This is a genomic window from Celerinatantimonas marina (assembly GCF_046054165.1).
Taxonomy (GTDB): Bacteria; Pseudomonadota; Gammaproteobacteria; order Enterobacterales; family Celerinatantimonadaceae; genus Celerinatantimonas.
In genome coordinates this window covers 72,065-97,947 of sequence record NZ_JBFNXK010000011.1, presented here as the reverse complement: position 1 = coordinate 97,947, position 25,883 = coordinate 72,065, and the positions used below count along the sequence as shown (strand labels likewise).

At 45.4% G+C, this 25,883-nt stretch carries 26 protein-coding genes; 16 read left to right on the top strand and 10 right to left on the bottom strand.

The genetic code is table 11. From position 1 onward, the window contains the following. Position 1: 1 nt before the first annotated feature. The 12 genes from ABUE20_RS12980 to ABUE20_RS12925 all read left to right on the top strand — a co-directional run bounded on the left by ABUE20_RS12980 (position 2) and on the right by ABUE20_RS12925 (position 12,274). The gene (locus tag ABUE20_RS12980) at positions 2–676 is read left to right on the top strand and encodes a riboflavin synthase (protein ID WP_408620361.1); all 675 of its coding nucleotides are present in this window, start codon (positions 2–4) and stop codon (positions 674–676) included. Between the two features lies 1 nt (position 677). Beyond that, positions 678–1,793, top strand: a complete 1,116-nt coding sequence (gene ribBA / locus ABUE20_RS12975; protein WP_408620360.1) for a bifunctional 3,4-dihydroxy-2-butanone-4-phosphate synthase/GTP cyclohydrolase II — start codon at positions 678–680, stop codon at positions 1,791–1,793. A 72-nt stretch (positions 1,794–1,865) separates the two neighbouring features. Beyond that, positions 1,866–2,333 carry a 6,7-dimethyl-8-ribityllumazine synthase gene (gene ribH, locus ABUE20_RS12970; protein ID WP_408620359.1) on the top strand — a complete coding sequence of 156 codons (468 nt, stop codon included), beginning with the start codon at positions 1,866–1,868 and terminating at the stop codon, positions 2,331–2,333. 12 nt (positions 2,334–2,345) lie between these two features. Next, positions 2,346–2,762, top strand: a complete 417-nt coding sequence (gene nusB / locus ABUE20_RS12965; protein ID WP_408620358.1) for a transcription antitermination factor NusB — start codon at positions 2,346–2,348, stop codon at positions 2,760–2,762. Then, positions 2,763–3,731 carry a thiamine-phosphate kinase gene (thiL, locus tag ABUE20_RS12960; RefSeq protein WP_408620401.1) on the top strand — a complete coding sequence of 323 codons (969 nt, stop codon included), beginning with the start codon at positions 2,763–2,765 and terminating at the stop codon, positions 3,729–3,731. A gap of 8 nt (positions 3,732–3,739) precedes the next feature. Beyond that, complete coding sequence (locus ABUE20_RS12955) at positions 3,740–4,222, top strand: phosphatidylglycerophosphatase A family protein (RefSeq protein WP_408620357.1); 483 nt, start codon at positions 3,740–3,742, stop codon at positions 4,220–4,222. Positions 4,223–5,026: 804 nt separating this feature from the next. Beyond that, positions 5,027–6,628, top strand: coding sequence for an ABC transporter substrate-binding protein (locus ABUE20_RS12950; protein WP_408620356.1), 1,602 nt, complete (start codon positions 5,027–5,029; stop codon positions 6,626–6,628). 64 nt (positions 6,629–6,692) lie between these two features. Next, positions 6,693–7,706, top strand: a complete 1,014-nt coding sequence (locus ABUE20_RS12945; protein ID WP_408620355.1) for an ABC transporter permease subunit — start codon at positions 6,693–6,695, stop codon at positions 7,704–7,706. A gap of 16 nt (positions 7,707–7,722) precedes the next feature. Next, positions 7,723–8,622, top strand: a complete 900-nt coding sequence (dppC, locus tag ABUE20_RS12940) for a dipeptide ABC transporter permease DppC (RefSeq protein WP_408620354.1) — start codon at positions 7,723–7,725, stop codon at positions 8,620–8,622. A gap of 12 nt (positions 8,623–8,634) precedes the next feature. Beyond that, positions 8,635–9,618, top strand: a complete 984-nt coding sequence (dppD, locus tag ABUE20_RS12935; RefSeq protein ID WP_408620353.1) for a dipeptide ABC transporter ATP-binding protein — start codon at positions 8,635–8,637, stop codon at positions 9,616–9,618. Beyond that, positions 9,615–10,595 carry a peptide ABC transporter ATP-binding protein gene (locus ABUE20_RS12930; RefSeq protein ID WP_408620352.1) on the top strand — a complete coding sequence of 327 codons (981 nt, stop codon included), beginning with the start codon at positions 9,615–9,617 and terminating at the stop codon, positions 10,593–10,595. The genes dppD and ABUE20_RS12930 overlap by 4 nt, the downstream gene beginning before the upstream one ends. Before the next feature lie 173 nt (positions 10,596–10,768). Then, positions 10,769–12,274, top strand: a complete 1,506-nt coding sequence (locus tag ABUE20_RS12925; RefSeq protein ID WP_408620351.1) for an ABC transporter substrate-binding protein — start codon at positions 10,769–10,771, stop codon at positions 12,272–12,274. Positions 12,275–12,341: 67 nt separating this feature from the next. Here the strand turns inward: ABUE20_RS12925 and dxs are convergent, their stop codons facing one another. From dxs to xseB, 3 genes are read right to left on the bottom strand one after another with little or no spacing between them, the layout of a single operon-like run. Then, positions 12,342–14,204, bottom strand: coding sequence for a 1-deoxy-D-xylulose-5-phosphate synthase (gene dxs / locus ABUE20_RS12920; protein ID WP_408620350.1), 1,863 nt, complete (start codon positions 14,202–14,204; stop codon positions 12,342–12,344). A 22-nt stretch (positions 14,205–14,226) separates the two neighbouring features. Continuing rightward, entirely contained in the window at positions 14,227–15,117 is an 891-nt protein-coding gene (ispA, locus tag ABUE20_RS12915) for a (2E,6E)-farnesyl diphosphate synthase (protein ID WP_408620349.1), read from the bottom strand. After that, on the bottom strand, positions 15,114–15,353 hold the full coding sequence (gene xseB, locus ABUE20_RS12910; RefSeq protein WP_408620348.1) for an exodeoxyribonuclease VII small subunit: 240 nt from the start codon (positions 15,351–15,353) through the stop codon (positions 15,114–15,116). The genes ispA and xseB overlap by 4 nt, the downstream gene beginning before the upstream one ends. A gap of 443 nt (positions 15,354–15,796) precedes the next feature. On the opposite strand from xseB, the gene pomA reads away from it, so the two are divergent. From pomA to thiI, 3 genes are all read left to right on the top strand, one after another. After that, a complete protein-coding gene (pomA, locus tag ABUE20_RS12905; RefSeq protein ID WP_408620347.1) occupies positions 15,797–16,555 on the top strand; it encodes a flagellar motor protein PomA in 759 nt (252 codons plus the stop codon). Positions 16,556–16,567: 12 nt separating this feature from the next. After that, complete coding sequence (locus ABUE20_RS12900) at positions 16,568–17,506, top strand: flagellar motor protein MotB (protein ID WP_408620346.1); 939 nt, start codon at positions 16,568–16,570, stop codon at positions 17,504–17,506. Between the two features lie 93 nt (positions 17,507–17,599). After that, positions 17,600–19,051 (top strand): tRNA uracil 4-sulfurtransferase ThiI, encoded by a 1,452-nt coding sequence (gene thiI / locus ABUE20_RS12895; RefSeq protein WP_408620345.1) that lies wholly within the window; start codon positions 17,600–17,602, stop codon positions 19,049–19,051. Between the two features lie 98 nt (positions 19,052–19,149). On the opposite strand, the gene ABUE20_RS12890 is transcribed toward thiI, so the two are convergent. From ABUE20_RS12890 to ABUE20_RS12860, 7 genes are all read right to left on the bottom strand, one after another. Beyond that, complete coding sequence (locus tag ABUE20_RS12890; RefSeq protein ID WP_408620344.1) at positions 19,150–19,710, bottom strand: DJ-1 family glyoxalase III; 561 nt, start codon at positions 19,708–19,710, stop codon at positions 19,150–19,152. Between the two features lie 11 nt (positions 19,711–19,721). Further along, the gene (locus ABUE20_RS12885) at positions 19,722–20,603 is read right to left on the bottom strand and encodes a ketopantoate reductase family protein (RefSeq protein ID WP_408620343.1); all 882 of its coding nucleotides are present in this window, start codon (positions 20,601–20,603) and stop codon (positions 19,722–19,724) included. Positions 20,604–20,815: 212 nt separating this feature from the next. Further along, complete coding sequence (locus ABUE20_RS12880) at positions 20,816–21,376, bottom strand: sugar O-acetyltransferase (protein ID WP_408620342.1); 561 nt, start codon at positions 21,374–21,376, stop codon at positions 20,816–20,818. A gap of 136 nt (positions 21,377–21,512) precedes the next feature. After that, entirely contained in the window at positions 21,513–22,889 is a 1,377-nt protein-coding gene (locus ABUE20_RS12875; protein ID WP_408620341.1) for an AmpG family muropeptide MFS transporter, read from the bottom strand. Then, complete coding sequence (locus ABUE20_RS12870) at positions 22,886–23,446, bottom strand: peptidylprolyl isomerase (protein WP_408620340.1); 561 nt, start codon at positions 23,444–23,446, stop codon at positions 22,886–22,888. The genes ABUE20_RS12875 and ABUE20_RS12870 overlap by 4 nt, the downstream gene beginning before the upstream one ends. 4 nt (positions 23,447–23,450) lie before the next feature. Beyond that, the gene (locus ABUE20_RS12865) at positions 23,451–24,038 is read right to left on the bottom strand and encodes a YajG family lipoprotein (protein WP_408620339.1); all 588 of its coding nucleotides are present in this window, start codon (positions 24,036–24,038) and stop codon (positions 23,451–23,453) included. Positions 24,039–24,040: 2 nt separating this feature from the next. Continuing rightward, entirely contained in the window at positions 24,041–25,174 is a 1,134-nt protein-coding gene (locus tag ABUE20_RS12860) for a methyltransferase (protein WP_408620338.1), read from the bottom strand. Positions 25,175–25,250: 76 nt separating this feature from the next. On the opposite strand from ABUE20_RS12860, the gene ABUE20_RS12855 reads away from it, so the two are divergent. Next, positions 25,251–25,832: an alpha-ketoglutarate-dependent dioxygenase AlkB family protein gene (locus ABUE20_RS12855; protein WP_408620337.1), complete on the top strand. Its 582-nt coding sequence runs from the start codon at positions 25,251–25,253 to the stop codon at positions 25,830–25,832. Positions 25,833–25,883: the final 51 nt, after the last annotated feature.

Sequence of the window (25,883 nt, the reverse complement as noted above, 5' to 3'; positions counted from 1 at the left end):
TATGTTTACGGGAATTATTGAAGCATTAGGATCGATACGGGCGATTACCCGTCAAGGTGCTGATGCTCAATTGACTATTGCGACTGCTAATCTGTCGATGGATGATGTTCATCTGGGTGATAGTATTGCAGTGAATGGTGTGTGTTTGACCGTGGTTGCATTTGGTCAGGATTATTTTAAGGCTGATGTCTCTCATGAAACATTAGCCCGGAGTAGTTTGTGCCAGTTGAAATTGGGCTCAGCGGTGAATCTGGAAAAAGCCATGGCGGCCAATGGTCGCTTTGGTGGTCATATGGTGAGCGGGCATGTGGATGGTGTGGCGACCGTACAGCGAATTGATAATCATGGTCGGTCCATTGATCTCTGGCTAAAATTTCCGGTGGAGCTTGGGCGTTATATTGCTGAAAAAGGTTCGATTACCGTTGATGGGATCAGCCTAACCGTAAACGAAGTAAGTGATCATTTACTTCGGCTGACTATTATTCCTCATACCAGTGAACAAACGACGATTAGTCAATGGCGTGGAGGCAGTTTAGTGAATTTAGAAGTCGATGTTGTGGCGCGTTATCTGGAACGGTTGCTGACAGGCACGGCAGAATCCACAGCGTCGCACTCAACAGGATTAACTATGCAGACCCTAGCTGAAAACGGATTTTTATCGGGACATAGAGGATAGTATGGCGCTCAGTTCAATCGAAGACATTCTTAAAGATATCGCAGCGGGTAAAATGGTGGTCCTGATGGATGATGAGGATCGGGAAAATGAAGGGGACCTCATCATTGCTGCTGACAAAGTCACCCCCGAAGCAATTAATTTTATGGCCCGTTATGGTCGTGGGCTAATCTGCCTGACGTTAACCCAGCAACGCTGTGAACAATTAAAATTGCCGATGATGGTTGAGCAGAATCATGAAAAATATGCGACGGCATTTACGGTTTCTATTGAGGCCGCCAAAAATGTAACCACCGGTATTTCGGCTGCCGATCGGGCCACGACCATCCGTGCGGCCGTTGCTAGTGATGCCAAGCCTTCGGATATTGTAATGCCCGGGCATGTGTTCCCATTGATGGCGCGTGAAGGTGGGGTATTAAATCGGGCAGGACATACGGAAGCCGGGGTTGATTTGGCAAGGTTAGCTGGATGTGAACCTGCGGCCGCGATTGTGGAAATTCTTAACGAAGATGGCAGTATGGCGCGACGGGATGACTTAGAGGCATTCTGTGCTGCGCATCAGATTAAATTAGGCACCATTGCCGATCTGATTGAATATCGGAATACTCAGGAAACTACGATTGAACGAGTGAGTGAATGCCAACTTCCAACGGCTTATGGTGACTTTGTCTTGACTACGTACCGAGACAAACTGGCTGGGCAACTGCATTTTGCCCTGCGACATGGTGATATTCAGGCTGATCAACCGACGTTGGTGCGAGTGCATTTGCATGATCCCTTGCATGATTTATTGGCGAGTCAACGCGAAGGTGCCATGAGCTGGCCTTTAGATCAAGCTATGCAGAAATTAGCCGCTGAAGATGGAATTCTGGTCCTTATTAATGAAGATGATCTACAGACAAGTTTGATGAATCGCTTGTCTCGTTATCAGCAGGAAGATGCGGGTCATCCTTCACAATTGAAGCCATCGACCGGTGTTTCCCGGAATGTCGGGATTGGTTCTCAGATTTTATCTGATCAAGGTGTACAGAAAATGCGACTGATGAGTGCGCCAAAACGCTATCATGCGTTAAGCGGATTTGGTTTAGAAGTCGTCGATATTGTGACATGCGAGGAGTAACCTTACATCCGTTCGGGAGTATGGTAAAATGCCGCGTTTGTCTGGATCCATTAAACTAATTTAGGGTGACTTATGAAAGTGATCGAAGGGGTTGTACCTGCACCTCAGGCTAAAGTAGCCATTGTGATCGCCCGTTTTAACAGCTTTATTAATGAAAGTTTGCTTTCAGGGGCTGTCGATACTCTGACTCGTCAGGGGCAAGTAGCTGATGACAATATTACCGTGGTCCGTGTTCCGGGTGCGGTTGAAATTCCCATTGCAGCTAAACGACTAGCTAAAAGTGGTAAGTATGATGCCATCATTACGTTGGGCACCGTGATCCGCGGGGGGACTTATCATTTTGAGTTGGTTTCGAATGAATGCCATAAAGGGTTAGGGCATATCATGCTGGAATATGATATTCCAATCGCCTTTGGCGTATTGACCACTGAATCAATTGAACAGGCGGTTGAACGTGCCGGCACTAAAGCGGGCAACAAAGGGACCGAAGCAGCATTGAGTGCTTTGGAAATGATCAATGTACTTAAAGCGATCGGTTAAGGAGTTACGACGTTGAAACCAGCAGCTCGCCGTAAGGCGCGTCAGTTTGCCACTCAGGCAATATACCAATGGCAGATGACCGGAGACAATATTGACGATATCGAGCATCAGTTTTTGACAGAACAAGATATGTCTAAAGCTGACGTAAGCTATTTTAAAATGTTGATCGAAGGGATTGTGGTCCATCATGAGAAATTGGATCAGATGATGTCACCATGTCTGGCACGTCGATTGGACGAACTGGATCGTGTGGATCACGCTATCTTACTGATCGGCATGTATGAGTTAACTCAGTGTCAGGATTTACCGCCTAAAGTTGCAATTAATGAATCAATTGAATTAGCTAAAATTTTTGCAGCAGATGACAGCCATAAATTCGTGAATGGGGTATTGGATAAATACTTTCATCTTCAACAATTAAAGCAGTAAATTCTCATGGGTGAATTTGAGCTTATTGAGCGATTTTTCTGCAGCTCAGCTAAGCGGTCTGATGTAGTTCTCGGCATTGGCGACGATGCCGCGTTAATTAATCCCCCGGAACACCACCAGCTCGTTGTGACGACGGATACCCTTGTTGAGGGGATTCATTTTTTTGCGGATATTCCTCCGAAAGCCCTGGGCCATAAAGCACTCGCTGTGAATCTGAGTGATTTAGCGGCGATGGGCGCCGAACCGCGTTGGGTCACATTGGCCATCACGTTGCCGTCAGCCCGATTAGAGTGGTTAGAACACTTCTGTCAGGGCTTTTTTGAGCTGGCTGAATATTATAATGTGACGCTAGTAGGCGGTGATACGACGCGAGGGCCGTTAAGTATTACGGTGACAGCACACGGTGTAGTTCCGGATGGTCAGGCGATTCGTCGTGATCAGGGCCAGATCGGTGATTGGGTTTATGTGACCGGATCACTGGGTGGATCAGCGCTGGCGCTGCGTCATTTGCAGGGGATCCAAAAACTGTCTGGTTTAACGCTGGAACAGGCGTTAAACCGGCATTATTTCCCGCATCCACGAGTTCTAAGTGGTTATGGATTACGGGGGATTGCCAATAGTTGCATTGATATTTCCGATGGACTTTGGGCTGATTTGCAACATATTTGTGAACGAAGTGGTTGTGCTGCGCGTTTAAATACCGAGTTATTACCACTCGATCCTCAGGTTAAAGAACACTGTGATCCCACATTAGCTACTGAACTGGCCTTATGCGGTGGTGAGGACTACGAGCTTTGCTTTACCGTTCCAGAAGCAACCAAAGGTGCATTGGATGTGGCTTTGTCTTACAGTGGAATTCATTTTTGCTGTGTAGGGCAGCTCATTCCCGGAAATGGGCAGGTACATTTATTCCGGGATGGTGAACCTTATCATTTAAACCGAAATCAGAGCTGGGATCATTTTAGCTAGGAATCAATATGGATAAGTATTTAAAAAAATTATCCTTAAGTAATCCTTTACACCTCTGTGCGATTGGTTTTGGCAGTGGATTAGCCGCTAAGGCCCCGGGGACCTGGGGAACATTGGCGGCGGTGCCGTTAATGGCCATTCTGTCGTATCTGACTTCTCCTTGGATCTTTACCTTGTTGCTTGTGGTGGGATTTATTTGGGGAGTGTGGTGTTGTAATGCTGCCAGTCGAGTTATGGGGGTGCATGATCATGGTGGGATTGTTTGGGATGAATTCATTGGATTGGGAATTACGCTGATTGCGATCCCGTTATCACCGTGGTCGTTATTGAGCGGTTTTATCTTTTTTCGGATCTTTGATATTTGGAAACCATGGCCAATCCGCTGGTTTGATCGAAGTGTAAAAGGCGGATTTGGGATCATGATCGATGATGTTTGTGCGGGGATCATCGCTTGGTTTTTCCAATTGTGTTTGTTTTATTGGATCTTTTAAGTCGTTTATCTAAGATTTGTTGCATAGGGGAGCGCTCCCCATTCTCATCCTTATTTCTTTCATAAAGGCCAGTATCATCTCTGGCTTTATCTTTCCTTTATGCCACTGTACTTAAGTGAGCTGAGTCTGGTTTAGGTTAAAATGCTATTTTTGTATAATTATTCTTTATAAATGATGTTTTATTTCATAGTCACTTGCGTTGCAAGCGTCGCCTGCGGGGCTTATGAAGGCTGGGCTGCGGCGAATTTACTATGCTTCATCCCAAAATGGCGGGTATTCCCATAAGAGGTTATTACGGGGGATTTCTCCTGTATTTTTTGAAGCGATATCAAAGATTTTAATAATTTGATTTAGCTATTTTTTTTCATGATTTTTAGCTCTATTTTTGCGGCTAAATATCAGCCGTTGTACGGCATTGCATCTAAATATAATTGATCGATGAATCTCCCCCAACTTTCAAAAAATGAGCAATATCCATTTTTACTCAATAACTATGCGGTATTATCGCCAAATGTGCATAATACCATTAAATTGTCAGTAAATATCTCATATATGTGATTATTTATTCAAATATTCGGATAAACCGTTATTTTCCTTTATATCATCCTAAAAATGCTACTTTACATAGAGTTTTAAAAATAATAATTTATTGCCGATATTATTAGCGAATTTATAACTAAGAAACAAACCATCAGCCGGAGTTCCCAGGAGGTTACTTCGGTTGGTTTATGTCATACACGGCATTCGCTTCCCCAGCAACCAAGGAGGTTGCTAAATTTTACAAGGATGTTCAATGGAGCATTTATGAAAATAAAACTAGGAAAGTTATCATTGGCGCTGATCGCCAGTGCTGTTGCTATGAGTGTACAGGCTAAGCCTTCAACGCTAGTGTATTGTGCTGAAGCCAGTCCTGAAGGATTTAATCCTCAGTTATTCACAAGTGGAACAACATTTGATGCCAGTTCGCAGACTATTTTTGATCGGTTGGTTGAATTTAAACGGGGTACGACCGAAATTGAACCAGCGCTGGCTACCAGTTGGGATATTTCCGATGACGGACTGACTTATACCTTCCATTTGCGTAAACATGTACAGTTTGACGCCCAATCGAGTAAAGATTTTAAACCCAGTCGGGATTTTAATGCCGATGATGTTTTATTTAGTTTCAACCGGATGTGGGATAAAAAAAATCCGTATCACACTGTTTCCGGTGGCAACTATGAATATTTTGACGGCATGGGCATGAATACTCTGATTAAGAGTATGAAAAAAGTGGATGATTACACTGTCCAGATCGTACTGAGTAAACCAAACGCTCCATTCTTAGCAGATTTGGCTATGGATTTCGCGTCGATTTTCTCGAAAGAACAGGCTGATCAATATATGAAAGCCGGTCATCCGGAAGAGTTAGATCAGAATCCAGTTGGGACGGGTCCTTTCCAGAAAGTCATGTACCGTAAAGATTCGGTGATCCGATATCAGGCCAATAAAAATTATTGGAATGGTGCCCCTGAGATTGATCGGTTGGTATTTTCGATTACGCCGGATGCATCGGTTCGTTATGCAAAATTAAAAGCAAATGAATGTCAGGTGATGCCATTCCCGAACCCAGCTGATTTGCAGGATATGGCTAAAGATCCAAATATCAAACTGTTGCATCAACCGGGTCTAAATATTGGATATCTCTCTTTTAACGTTACTCACAAACCGTTTGATGATGTCCGGGTACGTCAGGCACTGAATTACGCAATCAATAAAAAAGCAATCATTGAAGCGATTTATCAGGGCGCGGGCGAAGTGGCAATCAACCCGATCCCACCGACTATGTGGTCTTATAATAAAGATGTAAAAGACTACAGTTACGATCCGGCCAAAGCGAAAGCTTTGTTGAAAGAAGCTGGGATCTCTCATGCATCGGTGACGCTATGGGCAATGCCAGTTCAGCGACCTTATAACCCGAATGCTCGCCGTATGGCTGAAATGATCCAAGCTGATTGGAAAGCTGTTGGTGTAGATGCCAAAATTGTGAGTTATGAATGGGGTGAGTATCTTAAACGGGCGCGTCAGGGTGAAGATGATGCGTTGTTAATGGGATGGACCGGTGATAACGGGGATCCGGATAATTTCCTGAATGTGTTGTTAGGGTGCGATGGTGTTGGAAACTCTAACTATGCTGAATGGTGCTATAAACCATTTGATCAAGCGATTCAGAAAGCAGCTTCTGTTTCTGATAAAGCTGAACGTACTAAACTGTACGAACAGGCTCAGCAGATCTTTAAAGAGCAGGCCCCTTGGGTCACTATCGCTCATTCCGTGGTATATGAACCAGTTCGCTCAAATGTGGAAGGCTATAAAGTCGATCCATTTGGTAAACACATCTTTTATGGTGTGTCTTTGAGCAAATAACCATATAACAATCAGGGGCCGAGCTGGCCCCTCTTGTCAAAGGCTCATAGCCTAAGTCTATTTTATGTTTCAGTTTATATTAAAACGGCTGATGACGGTTATTCCAACTTTCATCGGCATTACATTGTTAACGTTTGCATTGATCCATGCAATTCCCGGTGATCCAATTGAGATTATGGCCGGAGAACGGGGCATTTCACCGGAACGTCATGCAGCGATGATGCATCAGTTAGGGTTGGATCAACCTTTCTATCTACAATATATTCACTATATCGTAGGTATTTTCCATGGTGATTTAGGACTGTCATTGGTCAATCACCAGCCCGTTTTAAGTGAATTCCTATCGAGGTTTCCTGCCACGATGGAACTGTCTATTTTCGCGGTTGTTTTTGCCGTGGTTATCGGATTACCGCTGGGCATTATCGCCGCTGTAAAACGCGGTACTATTTTTGATCACGGGGTGATCGCCATTGCTCAGGCCGGATATTCGATGCCCATTTTCTGGTGGGCATTGTTGCTTATCCTGTTTTGTTCTGTGCAGATGGGATGGACTCCGGTTGCAGGTCGTCTCGATGAAGCTCAGTTTTGGATCGACCAGCCCACTGGGTTTATGACCATTGATGCGTTGCTCTCTGGAGAACCAGGAGCTTTTGCCGATGCATTAAACCATTTGGTTTTGCCGGCCATTGTGTTAGGAACGATCCCGATGGCGGTGATTGCTCGAATGACGCGCTCATCCATGTTGGAAGTGCTGGGCGAAGATTATATTCGCACGGCTCGGGCTAAAGGGATGACTCCGTGGCGAGTTGTGATTGTGCATGCACTGCGTAATGCCCTGATCCCGGTGGTGACGGTGATTGGTCTACAGGTTGGGATTATGCTTTCGGGCGCTATTTTAACTGAAACCATTTTTTCGTGGCCTGGTATTGGAAAATGGTTAATTGATGCCATTTCCCGGCGTGATTATCCGGTTGTTCAGGGGAGTATCCTGCTGATTGCAACTATTATTATCGTGGTAAACCTGTTGGTAGATATTGTCTACGGCATCGTGAATCCGCGTATTCGCCATACCAAGTAAGAACGGAATTCAATTCATGTCAGAATCAACATCTACATCGTCGTCTGCACCAAAGCCTATGACTCCGTTTCAGGAGTTTTGGCATTACTTTAAACAGAACAAAGGTGCAGTCGCCGGACTTTTATATATTTTCATTATTATCTTTTTTGCGTTGTTTGCCGAAGTGATCGCGCCTCACTCGCCTATCGAACAGTTTCAAAACTCATTTTTGAAACCACCGGTTTGGCAGCAGGGGGGAAGCTGGCAATTTATTCTGGGAACCGATGACGTGGGCCGTGATATTTTATCCCGGCTGATTTATGGCGCCCGATTATCTTTAATCATCGGAACAATGGTGGTGACATTATCACTGGGGATCGGTGTTTTATTAGGCTTGATTGCCGGCTACAGTCGCGGCTTTATTGAAACGGTGATTATGCGTATCGCTGACATTATGCTGGCGGTTCCTAGTTTGCTGTTTGCGATTGCTATTGTGGCTATTTTAGGCCCCAGTTTGTTTAATGCATCCGTTGCGATTGCCATTGTGTCGATCCCGCATTTTATTCGTTTAACCCGAGCTTCGGTCATTGCAGAAAGCAGTCGAGATTATGTTACTGCTTCTCGGGTTGTTGGGGCTGGCGCTCTGCGGCTGATGTTTTTGACTATTCTTCCAAACTGTTTAGCCCCGTTGATTATTCAGGCGACGCTTGGCTTTTCTTCGGCTTTGTTGGATATGGCTGCGTTAGGTTTTCTGGGCATGGGCGCTCAGCCTCCTACTCCCGAATGGGGGAGTATGCTGGCTAATGCACGTCAATATGTGACTCGAGCCTGGTGGGTGGTGACCTTCCCGGGATTAACTATTTTGTTGACAGTACTCGCGTTTAACCTGATGGGTGACGGTTTACGTGATGCGCTTGATCCTAAAATGAAACGCTAACGGAAGGACCTTATGGCTTTATTAGAAGTAAAAAATCTTTGCGTCGAATTCGGCGATGAAGACCGTCCGTTTCGTGCGGTCGATGGCGTGACCTATAGTGTGAATAAAGGTGAAGTGGTTGGCATCGTTGGTGAATCGGGTTCCGGTAAAAGTGTCAGTTCGCTGTCGATTATGGGATTGATTGATTATCCCGGACGAGTTAGTGCGGATGAGTTGGAACTGGATGGTCAGCAAGTACTGAAAATGTCAGCCGATAAGCGGCGCAAAATTACCGGGTCGGATATATCGATGATCTTTCAGGACCCAATGACTAGCTTAAATCCATGCTACACCGTGGGTTTCCAGATCATGGAAGCGTTTAAAATCCATTTTGGAAAGTCGAGTAAAAAAGCGTTACGTCAGCGTGCAACTGAGTTATTACGTCAAGTGGGGATCCCAGCTCCAGAATCGCGGTTAAAAGCTTATCCGCATCAGCTCTCGGGAGGCATGAGTCAACGGGTGATGATTGCAATGGCGATTGCTTGTGATCCGAAACTGTTGATTGCTGATGAACCGACCACGGCACTGGATGTCACGATTCAGGCGCAGATTGTGGATTTATTACTGGATTTACAGAAGCAAAAAAATATGGGGTTGGTCCTCATTACCCATGATTTAGCACTTGTTTCTGAAGCGGCTGATCGCGTTATTGTGATGTATGCCGGACAGATTGTTGAAACTGGGCCTGCTTCAGAAATATTCAGAACGCCACATCATCCTTATACACAAGCCTTGTTGGCTTCTCTTCCTGAATCTTCTCAGGGAGCCCGGCGCTTAAAAGCATTACCGGGAGTGGTTCCAGGGGCATTTGATCGACCCAAGGGTTGTTTGCTGAATCCGCGTTGCCCTTATGCAACAGAGATCTGTCGGGAACAACAACCTCAATTAAGAGGTGAAGAAGGTCGTCAGGTCAAATGTTTCCGTCCATTAGATAAACAAGGGAATCCATCGCTATGAGTGAATCATCCGTTTTATTTGAAGCCCATGAGTTAAAAAAACATTACCCGGTTAAAGGGGGAATGTTTAAGCCGGAGCAAACGGTTAAAGCTTTGGACGGAGTTTCGTTTCAACTTGAGCGGGGACAAACGCTGGCCGTTGTCGGTGAATCTGGTTGTGGTAAATCGACATTAGCTCGGAGCCTGACTTTGATTGAGTCTCCTACATCTGGTGAACTGCGCTTTGATGGACAAGATATTTTATCGTTGGGTCATCACGGGGCGCATGAATTGCGTAAGCGGATCCAAATTGTGTTTCAGAACCCTTACGGTTCTTTGAATCCGCGTAAAAAAGTCGGGCAGTTACTTGAAGAACCGTTGATTATCAATACGAATTTAACCAAAGCTCAGCGCCGTGAAAAAGCGCGGGCAATGATGGAAAAAGTTGGGTTACGGCCGGAATTTTATAATCGATATCCGCATATGTTTTCTGGAGGGCAGCGCCAGCGAATTGCTATTGCCCGAGGATTGATGCTGGAGCCGGATATTGTGATTGCGGATGAGCCGGTTTCGGCTTTGGATGTTTCCGTTCAGGCTCAGGTTTTAAATCTGATGATGGATCTACAGGAAGAGATGGGACTAAGCTATATCTTTATCTCACATGATCTGTCGGTTGTGGAACATATCGCCAATCAGGTGATGGTCATGTATTTGGGTAAGGTGGTTGAACATGGTCGTAAAGAAGCCATTTTTAGCCATCCTCGTCATCCTTATACACAAGCACTTTTATCCAGTACCCCACGACTGGATCCGGATAACCGGGTGGAAAAAATTAAGTTGGAAGGCGAGCTTCCTTCTCCATTGAATCCACCTTCAGGGTGTGCATTTCATGCTCGTTGTCGTTTTGCGAGTGATATTTGCCACAAGACGACCCCGCAATTGAAAGACTATGATGGCGTTCGGATTGCCTGTCATGCCGTTGATGAGGATCGAATTTAGAATTGGAGTTTTCATGGGATAGTTAAGCCTGTTCGAGATACATTGGCGTTGACTAAAGTTTAACCTATTCCCGATCAACAATTCTTAACGATAGCAGGAACCAGACGAAGGGTGTTTTTACTTCGTCTGGTCGCTTGTTATACTGAGACCCTTCAATAGATTAGGTGCCCTATATGATTCGGTGGCTACAAATTCTGGTCGGTATTGTGGGGATCTGCTTTGGGGTCCAGGCTCAGACGATACGCTGGGGAAGTTCGCAGGTCCTGCATTTTACACAGCCGATTACCGATGATTCGATGGCGAGTTTAATGGTCGGTAACCTGATTTATGATCCACTCGTTCGCTTTGGCGCCAAAGGCGATCTGGAACCTCGCCTGCTGACACACTGGAAGCAATTATCGCCGACATCCTGGCAACTGCAACTGCGTACCGATGTGTTTTTTTCTTCAGGAAATCCGCTGCAAGCTCATGATGTCATCTGGAGTTTGCAACAGCTACGAAAACACCCGTTTTATCGTCAATTATTTTCAGTCATTCATTCGGTGAAGGCGAACTCTTCTAGTCAACTGGTGGTGAGTCTGAATACACCCTCGCCGGATTTTTTATACCGTTTAACCTATTGGTTTGTTTATGATCAGCGTTGGCAGCAGGCCAAACTACATCCAAAACATTTGTTGGCTTCTGGCAGTGGACCTTATCAGGTGGTTGAACATCTCGATGGGATCCGCTCGGTTCTGGTTCATAAACATGCGCAGACAACTTGGGCTCGAGAAGGAATGATTTCTCAGATTGATGTGATCCCGATGCGTCTTGAAAAGACTCGTTTTACTGCGCTGGTGAATGGAGATGTTGATATTGTGGATAGGCTGGCCGCAGCCCGTTGGGATTCTTTAATCAAAATTCCGTTTTTAGAACCTAAACCAGCCCGATATATGAACTGGGTTGGGCTCATTTATAATGAAAATCGGTCGCCGCTAAACAATTTTAAAGTCCGGAAAGCATTATCTTTGGCGATTGATAGCCGGATGCTCAGTTTACATGTGGTGCAGCAACTGGGTGAGTTAGCGACTCAATTGTCTCCTGCAGATGCGGCGGGCCATAACAATGCAATTACGGCCAACTACAATCCTGATTTAGCCTATCAGCTGATTGAGCAAGCCGGACTGAGTGACAATGAGCAGCGTTTGAAGCTGGTGGTAATGAAAAATGCCCACATGGATATGGTTCGATGTGCATTGTTGCTTAAATTAATGTTAATGCGGCTTAATATCGAAATTACCACGACGGTTTTAGATCGTGATGAATTCGAAGATGCTTTGGCGCATTGTCAGGGGGATTTATTCCTGATGACTTTACAAGGGCGACCCAATGATACCATGATGCGGATTAAATACTTCCTATATGGTTTGCAGCATCAGGATACGGCTCCTTTGCATTGTTCCGCAGCACGGGAATCATTACGGCGTCATTGGCGGACGATTGAACAATCATCGCCTTCACTGAAAACCTCGAAGCAACTAGGGCAATTTGTCTATCAGTTGGCTGAGGGACAGCATTTTAAACCGCTTTTCTGGCAACATGCTCTGTGGGGGGTAAATGCAAAACTGAGTGCAAAGGCGATTGATAATTCAATGGGATTTCCCTATTTTGATGAAATTCCATTGCTTCAAACGCCTTAGCAGCCCATCACCTGAACGACAATAAAGGTCTTAAATAATCGCTTATATGGCGTTCAGGTGGTTTCATTTAATCGGTAAGTAGCGGTTGAAGCTTACGGATAATTCCCTGACTGTCTAAGCCTAATTCGGCATACACTTCAGTTTGAGAGCCTTGGCTGATGAATCGATCTGGAAGTCCTATTTGCAGCAGTGGAATGTGGTGACCTGCGCTTTGTAGGTATTCCGCAACAGCGGAACCAGCGCCGCCCATGATGGCATTATCTTCTAATGTGACCAGTTGTTCATGTTCTGTGACTAATTGATCGATACAGGAGCCATCTAACGGTTTTACAAAACGCATGTCGACCACGGTGACATTTAAAGTTTTGGCTGCCTCAAGCGCTTCATGCAGGAGTGGTCCAAAACAAAGAATAGCAATTTTCTGACCGTGTCGGCGAATTTTGCCCTTGCCGAGAGCAAGCGCTCGCATGGGTTGTTCTATTGGTGCATTGATAGCACCTCCTCTCGGATAGCGAACGGCCGCGGGTCCCTGATGAATGTAACCGGTATAGAGCATCTGGCGACATTCATTTTCATCGGAAGGGGTCATGATCACCAAATTAGGCACACAGCGCAGAAAACTTAGGTCAAAAGCACCTTGGTGGGTTGGACCGTCTGCACCGACGATACCCGCTCGATCAATGGCAAGTAATACCGAAAGATTCTGAATGGCAATATCATGGATTAGTTGATCATAGGCACGCTGTAGAAATGTGCTGTAAATGGCAACCACCGGATGTTGTCCGCCAATCGCTAATCCGGCCGCGAAGGTCAAGGCATGTTGTTCGGCAATTGCAACATCAAAATATTGCTTCGGAAACCGTTTAGAAAACTCAACCATCCCGGAACCTTCGCGCATGGCAGGGGTAATGCCCATTAATTTGGGATCCTGTTCGGCCATGTCGCAGATCCAGTTGCCGAACACACCAGAAAATGTCGTGGTCGAGGTTTTCTTCGGTAATTGGGTACTTTGGGGATCAAAAGGTGAAACCGCATGATAACTAATGGGATCTCGTTCGGCAGGAAGATAGCCTTTGCCTTTTTTGGTGATGATGTGCAGCAGCTGTGGCCCTTTGAGGTCGCGCATATTCTTGAGGATCTGAACTAATCCTTTGACATCATGCCCATCCATTGGCCCAATATAATTAAATCCAAATTCTTCAAATAGGGTTCCTGGCGCGACCATCCCTTTGATGTGCTCTTCTGTTCGCTTGGCCAGCTCTTTTATGGGCGGTAGCCCTTTGAGTAATTTTTTACTGCCTTCGCGAAGGGTTGAATAAACACTTCCGGACATGATCCGAGCCAATGAATTATTGAGTGCCCCGACATTTTCGGATATCGACATCTCATTGTCATTCAACACCACTAATAGGTCATCACGCGTACTTCCTGCATGATTGAGCGCTTCAAAAGCCATCCCGGCGGTCATGGCACCATCGCCGATAACAGCGACGACTTTACGCCCTTGTTTTTCGCGATTGGCTGCGACAGCCATTCCCAGTGCGGCTCCAATCGAAGTGCTGGAATGGCCGACACTCAAGGTGTCATATTCACTCTCTTCTCGCCACGGGAAAGGGTGCAATCCGCCTTTCTTGCGGATGGTTGCCATTTGTTCCCGACGACCCGTTAAGATTTTATGAGGATAAGCTTGATGACCGACATCCCAGATAAGTTGATCAAAGGGGGTTTGGTATACGTAGTGTAGCGCGACGGTCAGTTCGACTACTCCCAGCCCAGAGGCTAGATGCCCACTACTTTGACTGACGGTGGTCAGCAAATAATCTCGCAGTTCTGAACAGAGTTCCGGCAACCGGCTTAAGGAGAGTTGCCGAAGATCTTCCGGATAGTTAACAAGTGCCAGATTAGGGTAATTCTGAATATTTAGGCTCATAAGTTGATCTGTTGTTACAACGCTATTTGTCTCTTTGGACAATGTAATCTGCAAGTAATGCGAGTTTATCTGTATTGTAGGGTAAGCCTTCCAAAGCTTGTAGGGCTTCATGACGCAGAAGTTCACATTTTTGCTGGGCTTTTGCCAGACCTAATAGGGATGGATAGGTACTTTTATGATGTGAAATATCACTACCCTGAGGTTTGCCAAGGGTTTGCGTATCGCTCGTCACATCCAGAATATCATCTCGAACTTGGAATGCCAGACCAATCGCTTGAGCATATTGATCCAAATAACGACGGTGCTCTGGAATTTCTATGCCTGAAGCAATGGCTCCTAAACGAACAGCAGCCCGGATTAAAGCCCCGGTTTTGAGTTGATGCATTCGTTCCAGTTCATCGAGCGATTGTTGTTTTCCGGTCGCTGCAATATCAACGGCTTGTCCGCCACACATGCCTTGAAATCCGGCGGCCTGACTCAGCTCTTGGATCATGGCTAATCGTTTCTCGGCGGAAAAAGCATGGGCTTGACTCAGTAATTCAAAAGCTAAAGTTTGCAGCGCATCGCCTGCCAGAATCGCCGTTGCTTCATCAAATGCTATATGACAGGTAGGTTGCCCCCGACGCAATTGATCATCATCCATTGCCGGAAGATCATCATGGACTAACGAGTAAGCATGGATGGATTCTATAGCCGCTGCTACCGGAGCCATTTGGTCTGCAGAAACTGCTTTTAGTTCCCCAGTCAGATAGACCAGTAATGGTCGGATGCGTTTTCCACCTAACAATAAGCTATGTCGCATAGCATCCAACAGCCGTGCATCACTCATCGGTAATTGCTGTAGTTTTTGCAGCAAATAGTGATCGATATGTTCCCGGCAATTTTGGATTGATTGAGTGAGCGCCTGATTCACTGGTCACCTTCTGTGTCAAAGTCAGATAAAGGGGCTTCAACACTATTTTGCTGCAAAATTTTGATCTGCTGTTCCGCCTGTTCGAGTTTTTGCTGGCCGGCGCCTGAAAGAGCAATACCCCGTTCAAAATGTTTCATCGCTTGCTCTAGCGGTAAATCGCCGCTTTCGAGTTCTTGAACGAGTTGCTCTAACTCGTTTAAGGATTCTTCAAAGCTCATATTTTCTGGTTTTTTCATGAAGTTACTATCTTCCTGTTCTACTTTGAGCCGGCATTTATGATCTGATCATAACGGTATATCCTACAACGGTTAAAGTATTTATTTTGGTAACCGATAATATATTGCATATTATTGTCCATAATATATGTTCAGAGAAGTAGAGTGAATGGTGCATATTGATCTCGGGTCGTATTGATTTTGCTGCAATTGATGAACTGAGCATGAGCAGTTGCTCTATTTAAGAAACTAAGCCGATGAGTTGACCTTCTTCACCAAAGCTGAAAAGGCGAATTGGAAAAATGAGCCTTGATGTGTGAATCGCTGGAATTAACTCGGTGAGCCGTTTTAGGCTGATGAAACGAGTACAGGCATGTTGTGTTTAAATTCGATAGAATTTAGCCATTGTTGGTAATGGGTTCGGCTTGAGCCATTGGAATTGTAACTAAAGAGGGATGATAGCTGTGGATTTAGCGACGCTAGTCGGCTTGTTAGGCGGTTTTGCCTTCGTATTAATGGCCATGTTGATGGGGGGGGACATCAGTGCGTTTGTGGATGTTCCGTCCATTTTGATTGTAATTTGCGGCTCACTATTTGTGGTATTGATGAAATATAACCTGGGACAATTCCTGGGTGCCGCTAAAATTGCTGGGAAAGCCTTTTTGTTTAAAGCCGATAAACCTGAAGAGTTGATTTCTAAAGCTGTAGAGTTGGCCGATTCGGCGCGTAAGGGGGGATTTCTGGCCTTAGAAGAAGCTGAGATCCCCAATGACTTTATGGCCAAAGGGGTTGGCATGTTGGTGGATGGCTATGATGCGGAAGTGGTTCGTAGCACATTGCGTAAAGATATTGCACTGACGCAGGAACGGCATGAAGTAGGCTCCAGTATTTTTAAAGCGATTGGTGATGTGGCTCCGGCCATGGGAATGATCGGTACTCTGGTTGGGTTAGTGGCCATGTTATCAAATATGTCTGACCCAAAATCCATTGGCCCGGCGATGGCTGTGGCCTTGCTGACAACGTTGTATGGTGCGATGTTGGCTAACATGGTGGCGATCCCGATTGCTAATAAATTGGATTTACGTTCGGCTGAAGAAGCCAACAACCGCTCATTAGTGGTTGATGCGGTATTGGGGATCCAGGATGGACAAAACCCTCGAGTCATCGAAGGGCTACTGAAAAATTATTTGCAAGAATCAAAACGCAAAGCTGAAGGCGAGTAATCGAGGATCGGGATGGACGAAGAACAAGAATGCAAATGCCCCCCTGGTCTACCGGCGTGGATGGCAACTTTCTCAGATTTGATGTCGCTGCTGCTTTGCTTTTTTGTATTGCTGCTCTCTTTCTCAGAAATGGATGTTCTGAAGTTTAAACAGATCGCCGGTTCGATGAAGTATGCTTTCGGGGTGCAAAATCAGTTGGAAGTGAAAGATATTCCGAAAGGAACTTCGGTGATTGCGATGGAGTTTCGTCCGGGACGGCCCGAGCCAACACCGATTGAAACCATTATGCAGCAGACGGTTGATGTGACCCAGACGGAACTGGATTTTCATAAAGGCGAAGATAGTAAATCGGGTGGGGAAGAGCGTAATTCCGGTCAACAAACCGGGGGGAATACGCCCCAAAGTGATACTCGGCCGACACCCCAATCTAGCCCATCGACGACGGCGCAAAGTGAAGTTGCCAAACGGATTGCTCTGCAGTTAAAAACTGAAATTAAAGAAGGGGCCATTGAGGTTGAATCATTAGGGCAGCAAATTATTATTCGTGTGCGTGAAAAAGGTTCATTCCCTTCCGGTTCGGCGTTTCTGCAACCTCAGTTCCGACCGATTATTGAAAAAATTGCGACCGTGATTAAAGATATTCCGGGGATCGTCACGGTGTCAGGAAATACGGATAATCAGCGAGCCGTATCGGAGTTGTATCGTTCCAATTGGGATCTTTCGGCTCAAAGAGCAGTGTCTGTGGCTCAGGTGATGATTAAGGTTCCTGGATTTGATGAATCGAAGTTGATTGTCAGAGGCTTGGCCGATACCGATCCTTTGGTCAAAAACGATACCGCAGAGCATAGAGCTCGCAACCGACGGGTTGAAATTAGCATTATGCAAGGTAAGGCGAAGATTTCTGATCCGATCTCGGTGACTCCATTGCGTGAGCAATCGCGTTCAGAATAAATAATCAGCAGAATTTGTGAATAAAACCCGGTTACATATTCTGCTGATTCGGGTGTATAATGTGCGCCGAATTTTTAACCTCGAAATCTCATCATGAAGTTTATTGTCAAATTATTCCCGGAAATTATGATTAAAAGCCGCTCTGTTCGGCAGCGGTTTAGCAAAATGTTGCAGGGTAATATTCGTAATGTCCTGCAAAATATTGATGACAGTGTCCGGGTCGCTCGAGACTGGGATCATCTGGTGGTTCGAACTCAGGATGTTACAAAACGTGATGCGATTGTTGAGGCACTGGCTAGTACGCCGGGGATCCAACATTTTTTAGAAGTATCCAGCTATGAGTTTACGGATCTCCATCATGCCTATGAGCTGACTCATGCCATCTGGAAAGATAAATTAGCCGGTAAAACCTTTTGTGTGCGTGTGCGTCGTGTTGGTCAACATGATTTTACGTCGGTTGAAGCCGAACGTTATATTGGGGGTGGGCTGAACCAATATACGGATGCAGCTGGGGTTCGACTGAAAAATCCGGATGTCACTGTACGCTTGGAAATTGAAAATCAGACACTGTATATCGTTGAGCATCAACATAAAGGGTTGGGTGGATTCCCAATTGCAACACAGGAAAGTGTGCTGTCACTGATTTCTGGTGGGTTTGATTCAGGTGTGGCGAGTTATGAACTCATTCGCCGCGGGTCACGTGTGCACTATTGCTTTTTTAATTTAGGCGGTGCGGCTCATGAGATCGGGGTGAAACAAATGGCCCACTATCTATGGCGGCGTTTTGGTTCATCGCATCGAGTTAAATTTATTACGATTGATTTTGAGCCGGTTGTTGGTGAAATTTTGACTAAAGTCGAAAATTCTCTAATGGGCGTGGTGCTTAAACGAATGATGATGCGAGCGGCATCTCGGGTGGCTGAAGAGTTTAATATTCCGGCCTTAGTGACGGGTGAAGCGGTGGGACAGGTATCTAGTCAGACACTGACGAATCTATCGATGATCGATAAAGTAACAGATACCCTGATTTTACGGCCACTAATTGCTAAGGATAAGCAGGATATTATTGATTGTGCCCGACATATTGGAACCGCAGATATGGCTGAGACTATGCCTGAATATTGCGGTGTGATTTCACGAAAACCGACGGTTAAAGCAGTTGAAGCCAAACTATTAGCTGAAGAAGCAAACTTTGATGCGGATGTGCTGGAAAAAGTAGTGGCGGCTGCTCGGGTGATGGATATTCGGGATATTGGTCGGGACAGTGATCGGGAAGTTGTCGAAGTTGCAACGGTGCGAGATGTTCAGGCTGAACAGATTGTGGTTGATATTCGCAGTGATGAAGAACATGAAGCGAAACCGCTAACGCTGGATGGCGTTGAGATTTTACATATTCCGTTTTTTAAATTATCAACCCGCTTTGCAGAACTCGATACCAGTAAGCACTATTTGCTTTATTGTGAACGGGGTGTGATGAGTAAATTGCAGGCGTTGTACTTAAAAGAGCAAGGTCATTTGAACGTGAGCGTTTATTCAAATCGTTAGTGTTTATCGTTTGACGGTTGCTCTGATAAAACGCGCTTTGAAAAGCGCGTTTTTTTGTGAATTATCTATTGAAAGAGTCACCCTAGTCCTAGGGTTTGTTATGCCTGATTTAGCATCGGTTTTGCAACTTGCTCCGCCAAGGTCGAACCAGCTAACTCTTTGATGATGGCCAAGGCAAACTCAATTGCGGTTCCCGGCCCTCGGCTGGTAATGAGTCTGGCTTCGGCATCGATCACGACTCGCTGTTCACTGCGTTTATCCGATGGTAAGTCTTTAAAGTAATCGGGATGGCAAGTCTTGATTGCTCCGGGAGCAATATGATGTGTCTGTAATACCGCTGCCGGAGCAGCACAGATAGCCGCGAGATAATTAGGAGCATGATAAAAATCGCGAATAAATTGAATAAACTGCGGGTGGTTTTTCATATATTCGCATCCAGGAGCTCCACCGGGTAAGACCAAAAGTTGGTAATCTCCCGGCTTCACTTCGTCGAGTAATTTGTCGGCCGTGAGTCGGATCCGGCGTGAACATTCAACGGTGAGTTCATCACCAACACTCACTAGATCTACGTCAAACTGCGCTCGACGCAGAGTATCGACAATGCCAACGGTTTCTATTTCTTCACAGCCTGGGGCAACGGCAACCATTACATCGACCATAGCCATACTCCTTAACTTATTTGTTGATACAGATAATCGTTGATAGGCGTTTCAATTCCTTGCTGCCTGGCTTGCCGTTTAATATAACCATTGATGAATTCTATTTCTGTTCGTCTATGATTGCGAACATCTTCAGCCATTGATGAATGATTGGCTGCGGTTGTTTGGCAGACATCCCGAATGATGGCAAGGATCTCTGCTGCATGAAAATTTTGTCCACAAGCATTGGCAACCAGAGTCAGCTCTTCTGTGAGTTCTCGGATTAACGGTTGGTAACTGGGTTCCAGTAAGGTTCCATTACTGCATTGTTCGAGAGCTGTCAGGGGATTGATGACGCTGTTGATTAATAATTTACGCCACAAAAAAGGGATAATATCAAGCTGATATTGTGTGTTTGTCATGGCTTGTTCCAGTTCTGTTATCCAGTCTGGTGCGCTGGGCGAGGGTGCTCGATGATAAAGTCCCACTTGTGTGATGCCGTCTCCGGTGTGACAGACGCCTTGTGAAGTTCGTTTCGCTGCATGGGTTGTGACTCCAGCCCAGAGTGTATTTTGTGGGTAGTGTTTGCGAATAAAATCCTGGCTGCCCATCCCATTTTGTAGGGTCAGAAGCTGAGTTTGCGGTGCTAATGTAATCGATTGCAGTGCTGATTCGACCTGATAGGCTTTAACGGCAATAATGAGCAGGTCTGTTTGTTGAGTATGGGTGTGTACTGGTAATTGAATGGCATGCGACTCTGATGATTGTGCATGGGTATAGCAGAACGGATCTGCACTGAGACGGTTAGCCCGAGATTCGGACATGACCCAGTGTACATCTTCACCGGCAAAAGCCAGTTTGGCAGCAAAAACGCTTCCTAGTGCCCCACGGCCCAGAATTCCCCAACGGGTCATGATCATGCTCCTTGTCTGGCTGAAATCAATATTGTTTGTCCTGAGAGAGGCCAAACGCATCATGATTAGTTTATATGAAAAGTCAAAGTTAAGGCCCGAATAAGTGCTATAAATCACGTATGTTGCGATTGATGGATTTTTCAAAAAAAAGAAATTAAGTGTGATAGGTATGGTTTGAATCACACTTAATGAGAGGTTCAGTGGATGGTCAGTTAGCGTGCTTCGGCTTTTCGGATCTCGCGACAAGGTTGTCCGACCGCCAGCATCCCCGGTTTAATATCTCGGGTGACCAGACTTCCGGCACCAATGACGGCACCGTCCCCAATAGTGACTCCCGGGAGAATGGTCGTATTACCTCCAATCCAGACATGATTGCCAATAGTAATGGGTTCTGCAAATCCGATATGTTGATCTCGGGTTTCGGCATCAAGGGGATGGTGGGCAGTATAAAGCGATACATTAGGACCGATAAAAACATGATCCCCAATATTGACTGTGCAGCAATCGAGAACGACCCAGTTGAAATTAATGAATACGTGGTTACCGAGATGAATATTACTGCCGTAATCAATATGTAATGGCTTTTCAATGTGAATATCATCACCGATAGAGCCACATAATTGTTGTAATAGTTGGTATTGCCGTTCTCCTTCTCGAGGTCCTAGCTGATTCATTTGATCGATCAGCTCTCGAGTTTTAAAACGCATTTCAACTAATTCAGGATCATTAATACAGTAACGTTCGCCGTTACACATCGCATCATAAGCTCGCATAACTAGGGTCTCTATATGAAGTTGAAAACTATTATCTAAATAGATTCATTCATTAATCTATGGATGAAATGGTTATATCTCAGGGTAAATAAGTTAGCTATTTTAAACTGTTAGGCGAGTCGCTTATCGATGGAAACTATTTTTTTGAAAACGGTTTCAATTGCATTAATACAGCGATTAAAAGTAACGATGGCAGGCCCATTAGTGCCGTTACCATGAAGAAGTGATTATAGCCAATATGGTCAACTAATACGCCAGAAAAACCAGCCAGAAATTTCGGAAGCAATAGCATGATGGAACTTAAAAGGGCATATTGAGTGGCGGAAAAAGCGATATTAGTTAAAGAACTTAAATAGGTAATAAAGGCGGCTGTTGCAATCCCGGCGCTTAAGTTGTCAGCACTGATGACACAGGTTAATAATGCCAACGATGGGGGCTGGGTGGCCATATAACTAAAGAGCAAGTTAGTCGAGGCGGTCAGTAATGCCCCGCAGAACAGAATTTTCCCAGTTCCGAAGCGATTGACTAAAATACCTCCGAAGCCAGCGCCAACCAGAGTCATGATCACGCCAAACACTTTAGAAATACTGGCGACATCGGCTTTACTAAATCCCATATCAACATAAAATGCATTAGCCATAACTCCCATCACCACATCCGCTATCCGATAACAGCTAATTAGTAACAGAATCAGCACGGCATGCCATCGGAAACGGTTCCAAAAATCGGCAAATGGGCTGACGATGGTATGGAAGAGCCAAGCGAATAATTTGCTTTTAAAGCGTGAATACCCCTGACGACGGTAGCGTCGGAGTATATGAAAAGGGGCTGCCTCTCGGGCGGGTAATTGCGGTTCCTTAGCGAACAAGGCGCTGATCAAACCAATCCCCATGAGAATGGCCATACATAAATAGGCCGCTTGCCAGGCGTGGGGTTGATAATCACTATGGCTATGACTAAAAGCGGCTGCTAGCCATAAAACGCCGGCTCCGGAGACAATCATGGCGATACGGTATCCGGTCATGAAAGCGGCAGCCATGGCCGCTTGTAAATGCTCGGGGGCTGACTCAATACGAAACGCATCAATGGTCATGTCCTGTGTGGCCGAGCTGAATGAAACCAACAGTGCAAAAGCAACCAGTTGACTGACCGAGAGCGCGGGATCGCTAAACGCCATGCCCACTAATCCGGTGATAATGGCAAGTTGAGCCATGAGCATCCAACTGCGCCGTCGTCCCAGATGCTGGCTTAAAATGGGAAATGACAGATGATCGACCAATGGTGACCAGATCCACTTCACGCCATAAGCCAGAGCAATCCAACTCATATAACCGATTTCGGTGCGACTGACTCCGGCTTCCCGAAGCCAAAATGAAAGAGTTGAAAAGACTAGTAATAGTGGGAGCCCGGATGAGAATCCCAGACTCAGCATTAGTAAAACAGGCTTTTGTCCATAGATTTTAAGGCTGGTTACCCAGCCATGACATGCATCGGGTATTCGGGTTAATTTCATTGCGGATCGGCAACGAGCATTACTTTTTGGATGACAATCTGAGTTTGTGGCACATCGGGCATCCCTAAATTATTATCATTGCCGGTGGGCTGGGTTGCAATTTTTTCAATGGTATCCATGCCTTGGGTGACTTTCCCAAAAACTGTATATCCGGGTTTTTGGGAAGAACCATCTAAAAATGGATTGTCATGGACGTTAATGTAGAACTGTCGGGTTGCTGAATCAGGATCGCTGGTTCGGGCCATGGCGATGGTTCCGGTGACATTGGATAAACCGTTGTTTGATTCATTAACGACGGATGGGTAGTTGGGTAAGCGTTCTCCATTGGCTAAAAAGCCCCCTCCCTGAATCACAAAATTTTGAATAACTCGATGAAAAATACTGCCCTGATAGCTGCCATCTTTCACATATCGGAGAAAATTCTCGCAGGTTTTCGGGGCCTTATCCGTATCTAGGGTAAGGTCAAAATGGCCCAGATTGGTTTCGAATCGTACGGTGGTCGCCAGTGCCGGGAACTGAAGCCAAATCAGAGAAAATAACAATAACCATCGTTTCATTAAATTAATCCTTACTTAGCAGTCGATTATCGGTAAGTAAACCAGTTAATACCGCATTGAGGGTTTGGTTTAACTGGTTTTGTTGCTGGCTGACATCCACGGAAAAACTTCCGGTATTACGGCGGCTTGCCGTATATTGACGGACAATCGTCCGGCGATCGGTTTTGAAGGTCGCTTTGAGGGTGACCTGCGTGATAGCACTATAATCGGCCATATGTTGCTGCGCGTTACAGCTCAAATCGATGATTTCAACGGTTAGGGTATCATGAGCACTGTCCGTCACAGTGATATTTCGTGCTTCGAGGCTCTGACGAATCGCTTTTTCAATGGACTGACGTACATTATTGGCACTTGCGATTAAATCTAGTTTTTCTTCACCATCTTTATGAATAGCGATCAAAAAATGTTGTTTACGAAGGTCATTGACGACTAATTTGACAGTTATCCCGGATGCCGGTTGCAGATTGCCTGAAGAAACCGGCTGTGGGTCAAGGTAGACTTGTTTGGGCGCATGTGTGCTGCTACATGCAGCCAACAATAACAGCCCCGTAATTATTGATAACCGTTTAAACGCTTGGAACCAGGCGTGCATAATTAACCTCTGGAATGATATTTTTTCGCCATCAGGATAACAAATTTAGAGTTGGAAGCGAGTACCTTTACGCCTTTGAAAATAGTTTTAAGTAATCCGGCATAGGGTAAATGGCGATTGGCAATGACGCATAACTCGCCTTGATCGCCGAGACAACGGTAGGCATCTTTGAACATTGTTTGAGCAATATAGGTCGAGATGGTTTGTTGCTGATGAAAAGGGGGATTACAAAGGATTAAATCAGCACTCGCGCTAGGGTGATTGGAGAGTGCGTGATCAACGCGGCCGGTGAAATGCGAATATTGTTCCGGGTAGTTGTGTTGTACGTTGGCCATCGTACTGGCTACGGCCATAAAGGATTCATCGCAGGCGGTCAGATTGGCATTTGGCCAGCGGCGGAGAGCGGCTAATGTAAGCAAACCATTACCACAGCCTAAATCAACAATATTCTGATAATTACTATCGGGTAGATGTTCGATTAAAAAGCGGCTGCCAATATCGAGTTTTCCAAGACAGAAAACGCCAGCGTGGTCATGAAATTCCCAAGGATAATCCGGTTTGGCACTCCATGATAATGGGTAAGATGTTGGTTTGGGGCCCAAAGTCGCATGACTAAATAATAAACGAGCCTTTTTTTGCGCCAGCGAAGTTGTCACTGGGCCTAAATAATGCTCGATTAAATTGAAAAAACCTTTTGTAAGAAATTTAACCATTGCGACGAAAATAATGGGCTGTTCGGGTGTGGCGATGAGACTGAGTTGGGATAATTGGTATTCAAAAAGAGCCAGTGATTTTGGGATCTTAATCAACCAGGCATCGGCAGGTTGTAACGGTGTGGTTAAATCTTGTGCCATTTGTGATGGAAACTGATTGTGCCGCCGGTTATGAGCTAATGCTTGATGGGCTAAATATGAATCACTATACCATCTTTGAGAATATTCATTTAAGATGCAACTAATCGCACCAAAATCATCGTTGAATATCGCCAGCGTGTGAGAGCGGGGAATGGTGTCTAGTGTATATTGGCTTATCAGTTCGTCAGCAGCACTCCATGCCCGCAGTTCTGCAGGATGTTGTCGAGGCATTCGTTCCAATTGCAGCGTCGATGAAAATTGGGTCTGGGTTGACTGAGCCATGGCAAAATATCCGGAAAATAAAGTGGGCAAATTCTATCGAATGCATTTTCACAAAGCGACTATTCGGTTTATTTAAATGAATAATGTTCCTGAATATATCGCCTTAGATCATGATAGTTGGTTGCAATATTACCCGCATTGGGCCGTAGAGAGTGATCTTGACGATCTGATTTCGCAGATCCAGTGGCAGCAGCATACGATTAGACTTTTCGGGCGAAATGTACTGGAACCGCGATTATCGGCTTGGATTGCCGATGAAGCGTGTTGCTATCGCTACAGCGGAAATACCCGGGAGCCTCAGCCTTGGCCGGAGCCAATCCTACGATGGTGCCAACAACTACGGTTGCAAAGTGGTTATCATTTTAACAGTGTCTTGGCTAATCTCTATCGCCATGGGAGCGATTCAATGGGATGGCACAGTGATGATGAAGCTGAATTGGGCGATAAACCGATGATTGCGTCGCTCAGTCTGGGTCAGCCGCGTCGTTTTTTACTCCGGGCCAAAAGCGGACATCAGAAAATTATCGAGCTGGAGTTAGGGGCGGGAGATTTGTTGATGATGGGTGGCGAATGTCAATCTTACTATCAACATAGCGTAGCGAAAACTAAAAAAATAGTAGGATGTCGATTAAATCTAACATTTAGACAAATTTTTTAAAAATCTTAACATTTGTAAGGGTTTCGCTTTATAATCATTTTACCTAATCGG